Consider the following 16,455-nt stretch of genomic DNA (forward strand, 5'->3'; position numbering starts at 1 on the left):
GGCCTGGCCAACCGCCTCGTCTCGCGCGGCCCTTTCCTCGTCCGCGCGCCTTTCCTCATCAGCTTTCCTCTCGCGCTCGCGGCGCTCCTGCATGGCTTGCCGCAAGGTGGACAGGCTGTTCTTGGCGTCTTCCCTGGCTTCTCTGACTGCTGCGAGTACCATGGTGTGCCCCTCTCGTGGAATGTTCGAAGTCGCGGAGGTGGTGTTCTTTCCCCTCGCCGATCGCACGGCAAGTCCCGCCCCCGAAATCCGTGGAATTATCCCGTACCGATACGCGTCGGCACGCCGGCCTTGCGAACCAGGTCGGCGATGTGGCTGGTGAGCCCGACGGGTCCGTCGATCGCGATGCCCGTTCTCGGCGGCAACTCGCGCACGATACCGCGTAATGCCTCCAGACCGTCGGAGGGACGGAACGTGACCCAGCGCTCAGCGTCCCCAGGGACGATCACCGTCGCCGAGGATGCCGTCGCGCCACGATGCAGTTGCACGACCCACGCCCTCTCGCCGTCGAAAACCCATTCGAAGCGCACGTCGCCGACGCGCTCGCGCAGTAGCGCGTGAAGCGCGAGCACGGCCGCCGTGACCTCGACCGGAAGGTCGGACGGGCGAACGGAACCGAGCATCAGCTGGTCGCCGGTCCCGCGCACGCCCTCGATCAGGAGCGAAGCGTCCACGGTCTCGATCGCCGCTCCCGACCACATGGCGGGTACGCCGGATTGGGACAGCACAGACGCTATCGCCTTATGGTCCGGGTCCTCCTGCGCCATCAGCAGAAACGGGTCTCGCCAGCCACGAAACGTGCTGAACTTGCCGGGCTGCTGTTCGGTCGGACACGTCCTGAGCCAGATCTCGTTCGATCCGGTGGCCGCGCCGAAGGAGAATGGGGCCACCCGCCGCCCGATGACGGTCGTGCGGGGAACGGGCAGTCCCGCCGCATGGGCGACCAGGAGCCCATACGCCTTGTCGCCGATCATCCGGGAGAAATCGTTGGGCCAACGCGCGTCCGCCAGCTTCGCGGGAAACGCCTCGGATTCACCGAGCTCCCAGTAAAGGACAGGGGTCTGCTTGTAACCGCGTGCCGTCGGATGGAGGCTGAACTCGATCCTGCTGCGCTCGGCGCAATCGAAATCGGGGCTGGCGCCGTACACCGTCGAGAACACGGTCTCGGCCCACTCGCGCGGCAACGTCGCGAAACCCTTCTTCTCCACGCCGCGGGGCGTCGTATCCGGACCGAACTCGACGATCTCGCCCATGGCGACGCCCGACACGCCGCCATCGCTCACGTCGATGGTCTCGTTGGCGATCGTGAAGAGGCCCTCGGCAGAGAGGCGCGACAACGCCGAGAGGACGTCGGCTTCCGAACCTAGGCCGTAGATGAATTCGCGGCTCTGGGGACGATCCTCGTCGAAGCTGCGAACGTTGACCGTGCCTTCGGCGCTCTTGCGGAAGAGCTCGCGAACGGCGTCCGCCGGACTGGCGAAGCGCGAGTTCGGCGATGCGTCGGCTAAGCGCGAGAACTGCTGGACCGGCCCTTTCGCGGAAGGCGCGAAACTGACGAACTGCGCAACGTTGAAGCGATCCGCCAGCCGATCGAGTGAGGCGTCCTTGCGAAATCGGGACGTTTTTTCGCTGGCCGGAGAATTTCCGCTCGCGCCCATCAAAACCAACCAATCGCCTAGTGCTGTCGAATCGAAATGCCCTGCTAGCATTTTTACCGCACCACCGTAAACGAGCGATAAGAAAGTTACAAAAATCCAAACGGAAATTTTCGCCGGCCCCGAAAAGGATCCGCGATCGAAATTCACCGCAACGTAATTCAACACTGTCCGGAAACATGGATCGCGCCTGCGCCCATCCAATGCCCCGGAACGCCCGCCGCAACGAGGATGTCATCGCCTCGACGACCGAGGATGACGGCTTTCGCCGAAAGCGCCGTCGCGACGAGCGACAGCACCATCGCCATGGCGCCGGAGTCGCGCCACATCAGCGTCTCCCACGCGTCGTAGCAGTCGGAATAGACGCGTGCGTCCGCAACGAGTTGGAGCGTCACGCCGTCTTCCGCGCCGGCCAGTTCGCGAACGCTGCGTGAGTTCAGCTCTCGCGCCGCCGAAAGGTCCGTAGGCGCGCGCAAGGCATGCGCGTCGCAATCATAGAGGCCGGCGATATCGGATCCGACACCTAGAACGAGAAGTCGAAGCGCATGGAGCCCGCCGGCGGACGGAGCCGTCCGGCTTTCCCAAGTCCCGAAGCGACCGTCCCCGCGGGCCTCGCGCAATTGCGTGGCGTGGCGGAGAACCGCGGCCAAGGTCGGCTCCGGAAGATCGCCGCCCACGCGCGATCGGCGTTGGCCGAGAACGTGGAAGAAGTCGCGGTCCGCCGATCCCACCAGACGAGGCCACTCGGTCACGAGCGGCCAATCGGGCATCGTCGAGCGGCGTTTCTCCCCGCCGAGACGAGGCGCCGGCTCTTCAGTAGGCACGGCCGGTCAACTCGCCGGTGACCTCGTAATGCTTCACGCATCCTCGGCAAACACCACAAGCGAGGTCGCCGACGTGGCAGGAATGCGCCCAGGCAAGCGCCGATTGCGGGACACCGGAGATGCGGACAAGGGCGGCCGTCGTCAGCCCTAGAGCGGGAGCGGTCACGCGGAGCTCGCCTTCCTGCAGTCGCATCAGTCCGTCGATCGCCTCGTAGAAGGGCCGCCGACCGTCGGCATGGACGTCGTCGGACGCCACGGAGCCGACCATCAGCTCGGTCACGCCGATGGCCACGGCCCGCATCCCCGCCAACGTCACCAGCAGCTGGTTGCGAAACGGCCACCATTCCGGTGCGGGCGCGAGGTCGAGCGCCTCGGTGCCCGCCATGTGTCCCGAACCAAGCGACGAGCAATCGACCGAAATGATCTCGTGCCGCATCTCCAACAGCGACGCGATCTGTCCGGCCGCGGCGATCTCCGCCTTGGAAGCGGCCTGCCCGTAGTCGACGGTGAAGGCGATGTCGGGTCGCTGCCAATACGCCAGCGCGATCGAATCCATACCACCCGAAAGCAAGATACCCTTCATGGCAGTGCCCAGACGGCGCGATAGATCGCCGAGACCAGGTCGTCGGCCACCTGGCAGCCCGATCCGATCGTCATCTTCATGTCCTCGGGGCGGATGTTCTGGGCCAGCGCGACGACGGGCTTGCCACGAGCGACGGCGTAACCGACCTCGAAGATCGTGCCGGCATCGCCGCCGTTCAGGACGGCCAGCACCACATCGCAGGCATCCAGGCCCGCGAGGTCGGCCTTGGCGACTTTGTGCGCCGGGCCTCTACCGACATCGTGCAGCGGGGAGAACACAGCCACGCCCATATGCAGGAGTTGCGACCTGATCTCCTCGATCATCCAGAGTTCGCCGAGATTGAAAAACGGTCCGGCGATGTAGATCCGCCCTTGCCCCGGCCCTATCGGCCTGTCGACCGTGCGACGGAGTTCGCCCGAGGACGGCAGGGGTAGTGAGCGCGTCGATACATAGTGGCTGACCGACCGGGAGGCGAGGTCGGCGGCGTCCTGGGGCGACCTGTCGTGGATCGCCCAGTGGAGCGTGAAGGCAGCCGAGAAGACGTCGCCCGAGCCGATCTTCCAGACGCTGGCGCTGCGATAGGCCGGGACCGGGCTTCGTGAGGTTTGGGTCGCAACGATGGCACCCCTACCGCCTTGCTTCAGGATGACGATATCGGCGCCGTGTTCGGCGAAGAGCGTATCGATAATGTCTTCGGGCTCCGATTTGCCCGTCAGTCGACGGCCTTCCAATCCATTGAGGACGATCGCCAATTCCTGCGCGCATGAGCCATTTCGATGGAACGGCTGCGGGGCGAAGGCGGATTGCGGGTCGTAGACCGCGCGTCTTGCCGTGACCTTGGCGCTTCCCTCCATCATGCCGAATCTGAGGACGACGTCGTCCTCGACCTCCAGAGGTTCGCGTTCCTCGATCAGGTCGCGCCGCGGAACGATCCGAGGGTCGGACAGCGAGTGCAGGTATTCGAAGGCAACGCCCGGTCCCGACACCTTAGGTCCCCTCACGTCGAGACGATAGACGGCCGCAAGGTTCGCGAGACCGTCCTCCAATCCCTCGGCACGATAGGTGTGCAGCCGGACGTCCTCGACCTCTCCTGAGATTAGCGCGGCCGAGCGTCCGGCCGAGCCATAGACGTCGTCCCAGAACGGCTCGAGGCATCGCTCGGCGTAGACGCCACCGGCGACGGAGATCACTTGCGCTCGATCCGGACGATCACCGATCCGCCAGAGAGTTGGATGACTTCTGCCGAATACTCATTACCTTGGTCGATGCAGCCTATCAATTGGATATGCCCGCGATGGGTCAGCGATCCCACAGGAGTTCCAGTGGCGGTCGTGACCGCCAGCACGCGGTGAGGGGCGGTGCCGGTGACGCGGACGTCGAGAACGTCGCCCACGGAAAGGGTGGTAACGACAGGCTTGGGGCTGTTGATCGGCGCATCCTGAACGATCGCGCAAGGATCGGTGTCGGCCCCGCCCGCACCGCCGCCGCCTGCGCCAGAGGTTCCCGACGACCCGATCGGGATCGACCCGACGTCGTCGTCCCTCCTGCTTCCACCGCTTCCCGACATGGCGCTCTCCCCCTCCGAAGTCAGGTAAGGTGAATCATTATACCGGGCTCCGTCAATTCTTGCGGCCTACGCCTTTCAGACCGCCAGTGCGGCACGATCCAAGGATTTGACCGGCGAAACCTTTACGACCCGGGCCGGGGCCCGCTCCGGCAGTTGCCGCATGGTGTTCCACATTACGGAATCCAGGATCGACGCGGCGGTGCCGATTGACGTGGCGAAGCGCAAGTATGCGGTCTCCAGCGCAAGGTAGTGACGTTCGACGCTGAGACCGGGATCGAAGATGCCGAGCGCCCGCCCGGCCCTCAGGATATGAACGTCCAGGATGGCGACCTTGTCGCTGCGCCGGAGATTGCGGACGACCCACGAGGCGGTCTTCCGGCCGACGCCGCGCAGCATGGTCAGCTCCTCGCGCAACGCAACGTCATTCAGCGAGCGGTCGATCTCCGGCAATGCTTGGAAAGCGGCGGCGACGTAGCCGGCCTTCTGCCTGGCGAAGCGGTAGCGAACGGGCCGTTCGCCTATCCGGAACGGCGTCGAGAGCGCATCGAGGACCGCGTGATGGTTGGCTAAAGCATCGGGCGATGCATGCATTGATTTTCGTAGCCTGTCATATGCGGCGAGGCCAATTTCGGCCGGGATGCCGTAGCCTCCGAGCATGCAGGCAAGAAGCTCTTCCTCGAGACTGTTTCCGAGGCGGTAGTGATCTGGCGCGTCTAGCTTCCACATCCACGATTGCGCGGCCCAATAGGCGGGGGTCATCGGCCTGTCAGCGTCGCCCCAGGTGAAATCCCAACCATCGACGATGTCGTTAGCTGCGGGCACATCGAGGCTGTGCAGCCAACCTCCCGATAGGGCGAGAACCTTCTGACTCGACGCTCGCAGTGAATGCATATATGCATTCTATATGACACCCGAACGACTGGCAATGAGCGAGCTTCTTTCAACTGTCGAGGAACGTCGCCTCCAGGCCGGACTAAGTCAGCGAGAGGTGGCTCGGGCGGTGGGAATCACCCAGCCCCACTACAGTAAGGTTGTTGGCGGCTTGGCGAGCCTGCCAAGTGAACTCGAGGATCGGTTGGTGGCTTGGCTCCGCGCAAAGGAGCACCGATCGGTCGAGGTACGCACTGCGGTTGGCATTGAGGCGGCAAGGATCAAAGAGCTAGCAGCGTCCATTGAGGAACAGCTCCGCGAACTGAATCGCCTGCTGGGGGTCGCAAGCAGGCCTCGAAAAAGGAGGGTGCCGTCAGTGACGCGGCGCATTCCGAGCAAAGTGATCACCTAAGAGGCTTCTGACGGGCCGTAGACGCCGCCGTCTCAAAGTCAGCATGTGGCGTTTCGATCCGCTAGGTCCGACATGTTCCGAAGCCCGGCTGTGGATTGGGTTTACAACCCGACCAAAGTGAACGAACGGACCGGGAGCATTATGCCTAATGCGGTTTCGTGGTGGTAATTTCGGCCATCTCGTGGGGACCGAATCATGGATATCGACGACCTGCCGGACAGCATCATCGAGCGAGTGACGATGATGGAAGGCATTTTGACTGATGCTGCGACGGGCGGATCTCCGGACAATCACGTCTATGAATACCTGCGCCGGGAGTTCATGGCCGACGAGATCTTGAAGCCTTTGCTTCCGTCATTTGTTCGTACCTACCGCAACCTGAGCGCTTTCTGGCCCTTCATCAAGAACGAGGCTGGCACATATGCAGAGCGTCGCCAGATCATCAGCGGGGCATTCACGCCGATCATCGAGCATCTTGAAGGCGCGAACCGGGCTCCCATCGACGTTGTCGCCGGCGACCCGTTGGCGTCCTTCGACGCCGATGGTGTGCATTCGGTGTGGGCCAAGGCTTTGTCTCGCCGGGCTGCCGATCCGGAAGGTGCGATCACGGTCGCGCGCACTCTGCTCGAAACCGTATGCAAGCGGGTGCTGGACGAGCGCGAGATTCCGTACGGCCATAAGGACGATCTGCCTAAGCTGTACGGCTTGGCAGCTCGCGAGCTCAACATGGCGCCGGACCAGCACGTTGAGGAGCCGATCAGGATGATCCTTGGCGGTGCAATGAATCTGGTCAATGGCATCGGCACGCTGCGCAACCGGTTCTCCGACGCGCATGCCCCTGGCGGCAAGATCCCCGTCAAACCTTCGGCCCGCCACGCAGCACTAGCAGTAAACATGGCGGGCGCCATGGCCACCTTCATGGTTGAGACGTATGTTCAGCAGCAAGGGAAGGCCGCCACATAGAGCCAGAGCCTCCTATTCGTTGCTCACGCCCGTACCAAGTGTTTCGACACTTTCAAAATACGTACGGCTTCTCGGGGCCACGGAAGCCGCGTGGCGAATTGTCAGGTCCGGTTTTGGGTAGACACCTGATGGCTGCTCCTGGCGCAAAGGTACCAACGTCCTCCGCCTTGCGAATGTCTGCTTTCGGCCACGGCTGTTACGAGATCAAAGGCCGATATGGGGGCGCAAAGCGGACGTCCCTGAAAGGGCAGTCGAGGGGCACGTATGGGTCAAACCGACTCATTTGCGCTGCGCTGCTCGCTGTCCAGATCCGCGCCCCCTTCCCGGTCAGCGCCCCTGCCTCACCCGAGCCGCAAGCGCCTCCATCAGCATTGCAGCATCCTCGCCGGCCCGGTGCCGCACTTCGGCGTGCTCCAGCCTGTCCCGTATCCTCTCGCTGACTTCCTCGCCAAGTTCGCGAAGCAGACCATCCCAGCTGCGCAGCGTGAAGCTAGGCTTTATTCCCGCGGCCTCGAACAGAGCATCCATCCAATAGGCATCGAACGGCCCGCCATCGCACCAGACTGGCCCGCTGCTGATCAGCGAGTTCAGGGCCCTGGCGACGACCATTGGCAGCTCGGCCGTGGCAAGCTCGGTCCGGTCGATGCCGTGCACCTCTTGCGACAGTTCGCTCCAATGGCCGAAGTCGGTCCAATCCTGCGTCGGCCGGATAAGCGCCGACCACACATGGATGGGCTCCTCCGGAGCCGGCCACGCGGCAACGCCCACCTCGATGGGATATCCGCCATCCTCCAAAGAACTCGCCTCAAAATCGATGATGCGCAGAGGCCATTGGATCGTCGGCACTTGCTGCTCCTTCGTCTGGAGAAAGCTCCTACCCCCTTATCTCGGACACCGCCCCCCTTGGCCCATGGGCTCAGACCTCCTGATCGACGACAGCTCACTCAGTGCAGTTGGCCATGGCGAGGTGGATCAGACGTCTGTCTCCTGAGACGCGGAAGCGCAGGGCGTCCTGGATCGACCAGTCGGCGCGGGAGAGATCGCCGGCGTCCTGGAACGACACCGCGACTATGGCTTCCAGCTCTTGGAATGACACGCCAGAGACCTCCAGAACGGCGATGAGTTGGAACGGCGCCTCGGCGGTGGGGCTGGGCTTGATGTCGAGCACACGCGCGGCGAGTTTGCGCGTGCCACCGCGCTCGAAGCGCACCTCCATGTCGAGGTTTTCGAGCATGCTCAGCACATCCTCCGGCCGGCTGGTTTTTTGGCCCAGCGCCGTGTCGCGCGAGCCCGGCTGGAACACCAAGGCGACGAGGGGGGTCTTGCGGCCTTTGCGGCAGAACAGGCGCAGGCGGGTGGTATCGTCGAAGCGGCTGGTGGCCACTTCGGCAGTGGCGCCGATGTCTCTGCCCATGCCACCGGCGGCCTCTAGGCTGAGGGGTGCATAGTGGCGCGCCGTGTTGTCGACGTTCCAGGCGCGCATCTCGTCCGGTGTGAGCCAGTGGGGTGCGCCCTCCGGCGTCTTGGCCGCCAGAGCCAGGAAGCGCGGATCGATGCCCATGGCCAGCGTGTAGTCGATCAACCGCCCCATGATCTGCTGGGCATAGGCGGTGGTGCCCGAGAAGGAGAATTGATGCACGCCGAGGCGGGTGCCGGTGGCGCCCTCGAAGCGGTCGTATTGGTCTCCCTGGTCCTCGGCGCCGGGATCTTGCGCGATCATGTAGCGCTTCACGCCGCCGAGGATGGCATAGGCGCAGGCGCCGACGCAGATCTCCCCGAGGCTGGTGCCGAAGCCGGCCTTGCGGATCAGCTCGCCCAGCTTGGCGGCGGAGGCAAGATCCCCGCCGGGCGAGACGAACTGCAGCATGCCGCCATCGGGATTGTCGCGGGCGAAGGCGGCGAAGGCCTGCGGCGTGTCGGGCGTGATCATGCCGACGGCGAGGTCCGCGCTTTCCAGCGCATTGCCCCGGCAGGCGGCGTTCGGCGGGGAGAAGAAGCGCATGGGCTTGCGCAAATCGGCGGGGCGATAGTCCGGCGCCTCGCAATCCGGCTCTTCCGCCTGCGCCCGGCTGGAGGGAGCCGCCACCGCCAGGATGGCGACGGCGGCAATGCTTGCGAAGATGCGTTTCTCGCGAAAAATCATCCTTCGCTCCGCAGGGTCGGCTCGGTGCGGTTCGGCTCGATGGGATGCGGCTCGGAGCGATGGGGCGGCCGGTCGATGGCGAGGCTCCATCGGGTCTTGGCGTACCAGGTCTCCTGCGAATCCGGATCGGCGAACACCCAGCCGTGCTCCAGATAGTTCTTGGCCGTCAGCTCGTTGCCCTTGACGCCGAAGAAGATCATCAAGGTCAGATCGAGGATGCAGGTCGCGAGCGCGACCAGGGCCACGTCCTTCGGCTCGAGGTCCGCCAGGCTCTGGCTGATGGTCGTGGAGAAGTTGATCACATTGATCAGGATGCCCCAGACATAGAGGCGGCGCAGGAACAGCGGGATGCCGAAGAAGGTGGAGAAGAAGAACAGGACCCAGCTCCAGCCGACCTTGATGCGCTTGAGCTCGCCCGTCTTCGGGTTTTTCATCAGAACTTTCATGCTTTCCCCCATAATGAAGCGATGATGTGATGAAGCGATGTTTGATGACGTGATGGAAACGCGCGTCAGATCGCGGCTCAGCGCTGCGCCGTGGCGGGCGGGGCCATCCCCACGCCGCCGCTGAGCACGAAGCCGCGCTGGCCGTCGGCGCGTGCGACCGGGATGAGTTCGGCCGGCGCCTCGCCCTTCGGCTGGATGACGACGAGGGCGTCGACCCATTGCAGCGTGTCGCCGACGTCGAGGATGGTGCAGTCGCCCGTGCTGGCGAAGAGATCGCGCACCCTGCGCCGCGCCGCTCCCGGCCGCTCCGACAGGATGGCTGTGAGCTGTTGCGGGGTGCGGCAGAAGACCGTGCGCTCGACGATGGTGCAGCGGCCGCCTTCGACGCAGCGTTCTTCCCCCGGCTGCGCGCCAGGTGCGGCCTTCGACGCCGAAGCCGTCTTTGGGGCTGACCGCAGCGTGGCAAGCGCGGCCATGGCCTGATCGAGCTCGCGCTGTGCCTGTGCTCGCTCGCGCCGCACTCCTTCCAGGGGATCGGGACCGCCGCCGCCCGCCAGATCCTGGAACGCCTGCGCCATGCCGGACGGTCCCCGCGCCATGCCCATGGCCAGGCTCAGCATGCGGCGCGCCTGATCGGCCTGTATCGCGGCGGACCGCTCCTGCAAGCGCCGCTCGGCCGCCTGCACGGCTTGGCGTGCTCGCGCGACACGCGCTTGAGCGGCATCCAAAGCATCGGCGGCAGCCGTGGCAGTGGCCTGTGCCTGCCTCTCGCGCGCCTCCGCATCGCGCATTGCGCGGCCTTCTTCCTCACGCCGCGCCTCATCCTGGCGCCGCGTTTCCTGCTCAAGGCGGGCTTCCTCTTGCTGCCGCACTTCTTCCTGTCGGCGCGCCGCTTCGCGCGCCTGAAGGGCACGTGCCGTCTCCTCTTCGATCTCGGTCAGGCGGCGATCGATGATGGTGTAGGGCTCATCTCCCGCCAGCTGCTTCAGGGTCTCCTTGATGGGGCTGTCCTGCATGGCGCCCCCATCGGCGGCGGAAACGACGACACCGACAGCGGCGAGGCGCGTCACACGCGACCGGATATCGGTGAGCCTGCCGGCTGCGGTCTGCATGTCCGCCTTTTGCAACTCGGCCAGCGACATCCAGTTGGCGGCGAAGCGCCTGCGGGTCGCGGCCGCCAGATCGCTCAATTGCCGGTCGGTCGACAGGCTGTCGGCATAGGCGAACTTGAACAGAACCGTCTGCGCCAGGCAGAGCTCGTCGACGGACAATCCGGATTGTTGCGGCTTCGATGTCGGGGCCGGCGAAGATTGGGCGGCTTTGGCGATCATGTCCTGCGCCGGCGAGAGGGGCGGCGCGGAGACCGCCTTCTTCAAAATCACGACCGTGTCGCACGCGCCGCCCATGGCCTGGGCCAATTCCGCGCCGAAGAACGCCTCGATCTGCGCGGGGGTGGTGCCGATCGTCATGAACAGCAGGCGGAGCATTACGAGCTCATCGTCGCTGAGCTTTTCCGGCAGGACGTACTTCTGCTCGAAGATGCGATCCTTGTAGCCGTACTCGGAGCGGGCCAAGGCGGGACTGGCGAGCAGGCCGAGGCTGCCGCACAGCGCAAGCGTCCTGATCAGCCTGGGAGAGGCCATCGGAGGGGTTCCTTTCTGAGGGGGCGAAGCCCTGGAAAATTGGGCATCGACGGAGATGAATTTCGTAACGTGCACTATAATGCGTAGCACACTAGTGCACAATGACGCGCCATCGCACCATGGTGGATGCGCAACATGTGCTTGGTGCAAACGTTCGACGCTGCCGTCTGGCGATCGGCCTCTCTCAGGAAGAGGTGGCTGAACGTATGGGCGTCGATCGTGCTTACGTCAGCGGCTTAGAAGGCGGGCGCAGAAATCCCACCCTCACCACCATATGGGCGATCGCGCAGGCTCTGGGCGTTGAGATGTCGACATTAGTAAGCGCCGCTGGGGCGAGCGACCCGGCGCCCCCCATCCGAAAGCGGGCACCTCGTCGGAAGCCTACCGGATAATAGTGCTGGGAGGCCTTGAGGCCTCCCAGCTTTCCGCTCACGCCTTGCAATCGGGATGCATGAGGGCGAGTTGGCTGATCGGCCGCGTGATCACCGGCAGATCGTCGAAGCCGTGCCATTTGAGCGTGGCCCGGGTCGCATCGCGATTGATCACCTCGGCCGGCCACCAACCGTTGAAGGCACCGTCTTCATAGTCCGGCGCCAGCACCAAATGGCCGCTGGCAATCTCGGGCCAGAGCCCCACGGCGACCTCTTTACTGACAACACCGAGATTGCCGCCGTCGAGCATGTTCTGCGATGCAATGGCCACGGCAGAGACAGGCTTGTCCGTGGCGCCCGAGGCCGCCTCTGCGGCCGTTTCGACGGCCGGCACTGTCGTCGTCGCTTTCGCGGCCGCCTTGGCCTCAGCGGCCTTCGGAATCAACTGCACGACAGGCGCCGTTTTGGCCGCGCTCTCGGCCACGGCCGCGAGCTCGCTGATCATGCGGGGCGTGACGGCGCCGAGCAGGGGAGCACCCTCCTTGTCGAGGGCGCCGCGCGCGAGACTCGCGATGAGCTTGGCGTCCTTCGCCGGGTTCAGCGTCACGCAGCGATGGCCGAGGCCCTCGGCAGCGGCACGCGCCTTTTCAGCGGCCTCGCCTTCGAACTTTGCGGCCTGGGACGGCGTCGCATTAAAGAGCACGAGAATGCCGGGGGAAGCGGCCTGAGATTTGACAGTCATGATGCGATCTTTTGTGAAGCTGGCGGCAGGTTCCACCTCTCTGTTGTATCATAATACCGTCATTTTGTCAAACAGCTCATGCCGAGGGGAGGCTCTGGCTTCAGTTCGGATCGAATATTTTGTTCTAGAACCTGGGCCTATAGTCGCCCCGCTTGTCTGTTCGGAGTTTCAAAGCTCGGATCATCGATATGGTTTGTGGAAGTCATGGCCGATATTCGAAAACCAAGCGGCTTGGACGCAAACTGCGATTTTAAGCAGAACTGCGATTCGCCGACGATCGGATTCGGCCGAATGCGGCCCGGAACTCAATATCGCTTGGCCTCGCGTGCGCGAGGCTGTTATGGCTCTCAAAGATACGCGGTGAAATGCAGTGGGATTCCGCTTTTTGCGGACCGAACTAACGAAGTTGCAGCCGCGAAAAATGTAGGCATGCCTGTAGGCGTGAAAAATTTTATACCTGTTTTTTACCTTTAACCCCAATGCTCTACGGCGCCAGATGATTCCGCCTGGTGCGGCGTGCATGAACGCCCCCGCGACGGCCGGAAGCGGCGCGATAGGCGTGCGAACGTGCAGCGCCGCCGGTGCTGCCCTTCAGACCTGCGGCCGCCACATGTCGAACACCGCCTCGGGCGTCACCTCCACATAGCCGCTCGGCCCGCCGGCCCGCAGCACCGGATGGGCTTGCGCGGTCTGGTAGATCCCATCCTTGAGCAGGGCGCGGGCGATATGCACGCCCACCACTTCGCCCAGCACCAGCCAGGATTGGATGTCATCACCCGCCGCGCTGCGCAGCTGGATGAGCTGGGTCAGCCGGCATTCGAACGAGACTGGGCTCTGCGCCACGCGCGGCACGTCGATATGCCGGCTCGGCGCCGGGGTGAGGCCGGCGAGGGCGAATTCGTCCACATCGGCGGGGACGGCGGCGCTGGTGGTGTTCATCGCCTCGGCCAGCGGTCGGGTGGCGAGGTTCCAGGCGAACATGCCGGTCGCGGCGATATTGGCGACGCTGTGCTTCCAGCCCACGCTGGAGAAACCGATGATCGGCGGGCGATAATTGAACGCGTTGAAGAAGCTGTAGGGCGCGAGATTGAGCGTGCCTTCGGCTGACCGTGACGAAATCCAGCCGATCGGGCGCGGCCCGACGATGGCGTTCAGCGGGTCGTGCGGCAGGCCGTGGCCCTCGGCGGGCGTATAGAAATAATAAGAGGCTTCGGCGGTCATGATGCGGCTCTGTCCCCGGGTTGCGGCGCCATCTTAATCGCGTGCCGCCGATTCGGCGCCGGCCGCGCGCAGCATCGCGTGCCGCTTCCCGATGCGGCTCGGCCGATGGCGGCGCGGCCTCTCGCCCCAGGCTCAGCCCCCAATGCGCCGCTTGCGCCGGTTTGATCATACGGCGGAGCCTGGACTATGGTCGCGGGCGCGGCAAGGGAGGCAGGAGGTATGAAGATCAGCGTCCTGCGCGTGCTGCGGCGCTTCGGCGCCTGGGCCGCCAGCCTGTCGGGACCTGTGCGCATTTCGGCCGTGATCGGCGTGCCGCTGATCCTCGTGGCCCTTGTGGCCTGGTTCGATCGCGAGGCGGAACTGAAGGCGGCGCGCCAGAAGGTGATCGCCTCCGCCCATATGTTGTCCGAGCATGCGGGTGCGCGGTTTCTCTCGGTCGACGTGGCCCTGTCGCGGGTGCGGGACGCGCTCGGCATACGCCCGGCGGGCGTGCTGCGCACCGACACGCAGATGCATCAATTGCTCGTGCGCCTCGTGCGCCGCATGCCGGAATTGGAACTGGCCTTCGTCATTGACGAGACGGGACGCCTCGTCTCCTCAAGCCGAGCCTATCCCGCGCCCGCGCGGGATCTCAGCCAGCGCGAATTCTTTCTCGCCGGAAAGGGCGGGCAGGAGGGTCTGCTGTTTTCAGTGCCGTTCCGGGGCGCGGCGAGCCGGTCCGTATCGTTCGCCGTGAGCCGGGCGGTCTGGCGGGACGGGGTGTTCGGTGGCGTCGTCGGCGCGATCGTCTTCCCCGAATATTTTCATTCGTCCTATCGCGGCCTGCTGGGTCCCAATCCGGGTGCCGTCGCCGCGCTGGTGCGCAAGGACGGCACCTTGCTGCTGCGCTCGCCGGACCTGCGCGCGCAGCAGGACCTGCCGGTGCTGATCGCGGACGTGCCCGAGCAGCGCGGCCAACATGAGTCCGGGCTGCTCGCCGCCAGCGCGCTGATCGAGGGCGGGCCGGCCGTCGCCGCCTATCGCGCCGTACCCGGCACCGACCTCACGGTGGTCTATGCCCTCAGCGAGGGTGATGTCCTGTCCGCCTGGAACCGGCGCGTGGCGGGCTATGTGCTGGTCGGCGGACTCGCCAGTTTCGCCCTGGCGGTGTTGACGCGGCGCCCGACGGGGCTGCGGGTCTTCGGCGCCCGACGCCAGCTCCGCCTCGGCGGCGTGCCGCGCCCGTCGCTCTCCGAGGCCAGCGTCGGCGCCGTGGACCGCGTGCTGACGCCCGTCCTTGCCGATCTGACCTTTGTCGGAACGCGCAATCGTGCCGATGGGCCCGAGCCGGAATTCGACGAGGCCCTGGCCGGCGCCGGCCATGGGGTGCGCCTCGCGCAGCGCCTGCTGGACGCCGGCCGGCGCGGCGGCCGACCACGAATCGTCCATGCGCCGACGGTGCTCAACAATGTGCGCTGCCTGCTGATCGGTTCGGTGTGGCCGCCGCTCGAACTTACCGTCGCCAGCGATGCAAAGGACATGGATGTTTTCGTGGAGCCGGCCGGGTTCGAGCTTGCCGTGCTGGACCTCGTGATGGACCTGAAACAGCAGGCCGATGCGGGAAGCCAGATCACACTGGGCGCCCGGCGCGACGTGGTGCGCGCGGAGCCGGTGCACGTGGAAGCGGGCGAATATGTATGCGTCACCGTGCGCGCGGCATCCACCATGCCCGCCGATGGCGGCACGCTCCGCACGGCGCGGCATGATGAGATTGCCGCATTCGCCGCACGGGCCGGCGGCGGCTGGCAGATGATGACGGGCGCGGATGGCCCCGAGGCGCGGCTGTGGATTCCCGCCGCCCTCGGCCGGCGCGAGGAAAGTCCCGCGCCTCGTTTCAACGGGCTCGCCCGGTCCTAGGACCGATCACCCTCATGGCTTGCCGCCGGTGCCGGAGACATCGTCGTATGTAAGATTTCGCGTGCATCCACGTGGCACCATCTGGCGACTGGACGATGCGCGACGCCGCTGAATGTCGATGCGTCCTAGCGCAGGCCGAAGAACGACAGCACGGCCAGAACGACCACCACCAAGCCTACGATATAGATCAGATTGTTCATGACGGGCCTCTTGTCTGGGGATGCAAGGGCAACGTCTCGCGCCGCGTTGTGTTCCGCTGAAGTTGAAGGTAGCGCCGCTGCGGCAGGGCTCGACTTCGAGGCCCGGATCGTGCTTGAGACGCGCCGTCGCCCCGCCGGGGTAAAGATCGGAGCCCGCATGCACCCGACATTCCGCCTCAGCCTGCTGGTGCTCGCCGGCATCGCAGGCCTTTCCGCCGCGCCCGCCTTCGCCACCGAGGCGCAATGCAAGTTCGGCGGTGGCTTCCAGGTGATTTCGCGTGCGCGCACGGACGCTGCCGGCAACGACATCATCGCCCGCGCCGTTCCGGCCAGTGCCGCCGGCCCCTGCATTTTCGCCAAGCGCGGTGGGGATATCGAAATCAGCACGGCGGAGGAGGCCGATACCGTGCTCGGACTTGCCGGCACGCATCTCGTGATGGATCGCGGCACCGGGCCGAGCCGCGTGCTCGTGATCTATGATCTTTCGGCCCGCAAGGTGGCGCTCACGCTCGCCTATGACGACCAGGAGCCGGTGAAGATCGCCGCCTCCGGCGTCACGTTCGCCGCGGTCACCGGCCCGGCAACCGCCGCCACGTGCCCGAAGTTCAAGGAATATAAGGCGAACGGGCTTGGCGCCGCGCTGGCGGTGGAAACCCGTATCACCTTCCCGGGCCTCGCCCGCAGCCAGAGCGGCAAGCCCCGCTGCATCGCCCAGCAATGACGCGGCGGGCTAGGAGCGATCCACAATCAGCTGGGAGGTGGATCGCCGACGTGCCCGACGCCGGGCGCGTGCGATCGTCTTTCTTTCACCAGCCGTCATGGCCGGGCGTGTCCCGGCCTTCCGCGCCGGCCCGGCCGCGGGGGCTTTGAAAAGCCCGTGCCGGCGAGGCCGCGTGGATGCACGGGACACGCCCGTGCA

Annotated in this window: 17 protein-coding genes; 5 read left to right on the top strand and 12 right to left on the bottom strand. The window is 65.3% G+C overall.

The genetic code is table 11. The features are described 5' to 3' along the window. Positions 1-257: 257 nt before the first annotated feature. The 6 genes from V5F78_RS02370 to V5F78_RS02395 all read right to left on the bottom strand — a co-directional run bounded on the left by V5F78_RS02370 (position 258) and on the right by V5F78_RS02395 (position 5,520). Entirely contained in the window at positions 258-1,805 is a 1,548-nt protein-coding gene (locus V5F78_RS02370; protein WP_509276521.1) for a hypothetical protein, read from the bottom strand. A gap of 11 nt (positions 1,806-1,816) precedes the next feature. Continuing rightward, a complete protein-coding gene (locus V5F78_RS02375; protein WP_394072691.1) occupies positions 1,817-2,425 on the bottom strand; it encodes a nitroreductase family protein in 609 nt (202 codons plus the stop codon). A 43-nt stretch (positions 2,426-2,468) separates the two neighbouring features. Continuing rightward, the gene (locus V5F78_RS02380) at positions 2,469-3,062 is read right to left on the bottom strand and encodes a 7-cyano-7-deazaguanine synthase (protein WP_394072689.1); all 594 of its coding nucleotides are present in this window, start codon (positions 3,060-3,062) and stop codon (positions 2,469-2,471) included. Next, positions 3,059-4,252 (bottom strand): PfkB family carbohydrate kinase, encoded by a 1,194-nt coding sequence (locus tag V5F78_RS02385; protein ID WP_394072687.1) that lies wholly within the window; start codon positions 4,250-4,252, stop codon positions 3,059-3,061. The genes V5F78_RS02380 and V5F78_RS02385 overlap by 4 nt, the downstream gene beginning before the upstream one ends. Then, positions 4,249-4,629, bottom strand: coding sequence for a hypothetical protein (locus V5F78_RS02390; protein ID WP_394072685.1), 381 nt, complete (start codon positions 4,627-4,629; stop codon positions 4,249-4,251). The genes V5F78_RS02385 and V5F78_RS02390 overlap by 4 nt, the downstream gene beginning before the upstream one ends. Before the next feature lie 75 nt (positions 4,630-4,704). After that, positions 4,705-5,520, bottom strand: coding sequence for an 8-oxoguanine DNA glycosylase (locus V5F78_RS02395; protein WP_394072683.1), 816 nt, complete (start codon positions 5,518-5,520; stop codon positions 4,705-4,707). Between the two features lie 34 nt (positions 5,521-5,554). On the opposite strand from V5F78_RS02395, the gene V5F78_RS02400 reads away from it, so the two are divergent. Together V5F78_RS02400 and V5F78_RS02405 are read left to right on the top strand one after the other, a co-directional pair. After that, positions 5,555-5,911, top strand: coding sequence for a helix-turn-helix domain-containing protein (locus V5F78_RS02400; protein ID WP_509276524.1), 357 nt, complete (start codon positions 5,555-5,557; stop codon positions 5,909-5,911). A 195-nt stretch (positions 5,912-6,106) separates the two neighbouring features. Beyond that, entirely contained in the window at positions 6,107-6,874 is a 768-nt protein-coding gene (locus V5F78_RS02405; protein ID WP_394072679.1) for an abortive infection family protein, read from the top strand. Between the two features lie 327 nt (positions 6,875-7,201). Here V5F78_RS02405 and V5F78_RS02410 read toward each other — a convergent pair whose 3' ends face one another. The 4 genes from V5F78_RS02410 to V5F78_RS02425 form a co-directional block, all read right to left on the bottom strand. After that, positions 7,202-7,720: a hypothetical protein gene (locus V5F78_RS02410; RefSeq protein ID WP_509276526.1), complete on the bottom strand. Its 519-nt coding sequence runs from the start codon at positions 7,718-7,720 to the stop codon at positions 7,202-7,204. Positions 7,721-7,814: 94 nt separating this feature from the next. Continuing rightward, complete coding sequence (locus tag V5F78_RS02415; protein WP_394072760.1) at positions 7,815-9,017, bottom strand: COG3904 family protein; 1,203 nt, start codon at positions 9,015-9,017, stop codon at positions 7,815-7,817. After that, complete coding sequence (locus V5F78_RS02420) at positions 9,014-9,451, bottom strand: hypothetical protein (protein WP_394072762.1); 438 nt, start codon at positions 9,449-9,451, stop codon at positions 9,014-9,016. Before V5F78_RS02420 ends, V5F78_RS02415 begins: the two co-directional genes overlap by 4 nt. 89 nt (positions 9,452-9,540) lie before the next feature. Beyond that, positions 9,541-11,037, bottom strand: coding sequence for a hypothetical protein (locus V5F78_RS02425; RefSeq protein WP_509276265.1), 1,497 nt, complete (start codon positions 11,035-11,037; stop codon positions 9,541-9,543). A gap of 188 nt (positions 11,038-11,225) precedes the next feature. Here V5F78_RS02425 and V5F78_RS02430 point away from each other — a divergent pair, with 188 nt between their 5' ends. Further along, entirely contained in the window at positions 11,226-11,498 is a 273-nt protein-coding gene (locus V5F78_RS02430; protein ID WP_394016428.1) for a helix-turn-helix domain-containing protein, read from the top strand. Positions 11,499-11,535: 37 nt separating this feature from the next. Here V5F78_RS02430 and V5F78_RS02435 read toward each other — a convergent pair whose 3' ends face one another. Together V5F78_RS02435 and V5F78_RS02440 are read right to left on the bottom strand one after the other, a co-directional pair. Next, a complete protein-coding gene (locus V5F78_RS02435; protein ID WP_509276527.1) occupies positions 11,536-12,255 on the bottom strand; it encodes a hypothetical protein in 720 nt (239 codons plus the stop codon). Between the two features lie 555 nt (positions 12,256-12,810). After that, positions 12,811-13,440, bottom strand: a complete 630-nt coding sequence (locus V5F78_RS02440) for a flavin reductase family protein (protein ID WP_394066854.1) — start codon at positions 13,438-13,440, stop codon at positions 12,811-12,813. A 219-nt stretch (positions 13,441-13,659) separates the two neighbouring features. Between V5F78_RS02440 and V5F78_RS02445 the strand changes: the two genes are divergently transcribed. Beyond that, a complete protein-coding gene (locus tag V5F78_RS02445) occupies positions 13,660-15,336 on the top strand; it encodes a PDC sensor domain-containing protein (protein ID WP_394066852.1) in 1,677 nt (558 codons plus the stop codon). Between the two features lie 357 nt (positions 15,337-15,693). After that, complete coding sequence (locus V5F78_RS02450; RefSeq protein ID WP_394066850.1) at positions 15,694-16,257, top strand: hypothetical protein; 564 nt, start codon at positions 15,694-15,696, stop codon at positions 16,255-16,257. Positions 16,258-16,455: the final 198 nt, after the last annotated feature.

This window comes from Roseixanthobacter glucoisosaccharinicivorans (genome assembly GCF_043195095.2).
Taxonomy (GTDB): domain Bacteria; phylum Pseudomonadota; class Alphaproteobacteria; order Rhizobiales; family Xanthobacteraceae; genus NCEH01.

Coding starts and splice junctions, on each gene's coding strand:
- V5F78_RS02375 (WP_394072691.1), bottom strand. CDS start 2,425: ATGCCCGATTGGCCGCTCGTGACCGAGTGGCCTCGTCTGGTGGGATCG.
- V5F78_RS02380 (WP_394072689.1), bottom strand. CDS start 3,062: ATGAAGGGTATCTTGCTTTCGGGTGGTATGGATTCGATCGCGCTGGCG.
- V5F78_RS02390 (WP_394072685.1), bottom strand. CDS start 4,629: ATGTCGGGAAGCGGTGGAAGCAGGAGGGACGACGACGTCGGGTCGATC.
- V5F78_RS02395 (WP_394072683.1), bottom strand. CDS start 5,520: ATGCATTCACTGCGAGCGTCGAGTCAGAAGGTTCTCGCCCTATCGGGA.
- V5F78_RS02400 (WP_509276524.1), top strand. CDS start 5,555: ATGAGCGAGCTTCTTTCAACTGTCGAGGAACGTCGCCTCCAGGCCGGA.
- V5F78_RS02405 (WP_394072679.1), top strand. CDS start 6,107: ATGGATATCGACGACCTGCCGGACAGCATCATCGAGCGAGTGACGATG.
- V5F78_RS02415 (WP_394072760.1), bottom strand. CDS start 9,017: ATGATTTTTCGCGAGAAACGCATCTTCGCAAGCATTGCCGCCGTCGCC.
- V5F78_RS02420 (WP_394072762.1), bottom strand. CDS start 9,451: ATGAAAAACCCGAAGACGGGCGAGCTCAAGCGCATCAAGGTCGGCTGG.
- V5F78_RS02430 (WP_394016428.1), top strand. CDS start 11,226: ATGGTGGATGCGCAACATGTGCTTGGTGCAAACGTTCGACGCTGCCGT.
- V5F78_RS02440 (WP_394066854.1), bottom strand. CDS start 13,440: ATGACCGCCGAAGCCTCTTATTATTTCTATACGCCCGCCGAGGGCCAC.
- V5F78_RS02445 (WP_394066852.1), top strand. CDS start 13,660: ATGAAGATCAGCGTCCTGCGCGTGCTGCGGCGCTTCGGCGCCTGGGCC.
- V5F78_RS02450 (WP_394066850.1), top strand. CDS start 15,694: ATGCACCCGACATTCCGCCTCAGCCTGCTGGTGCTCGCCGGCATCGCA.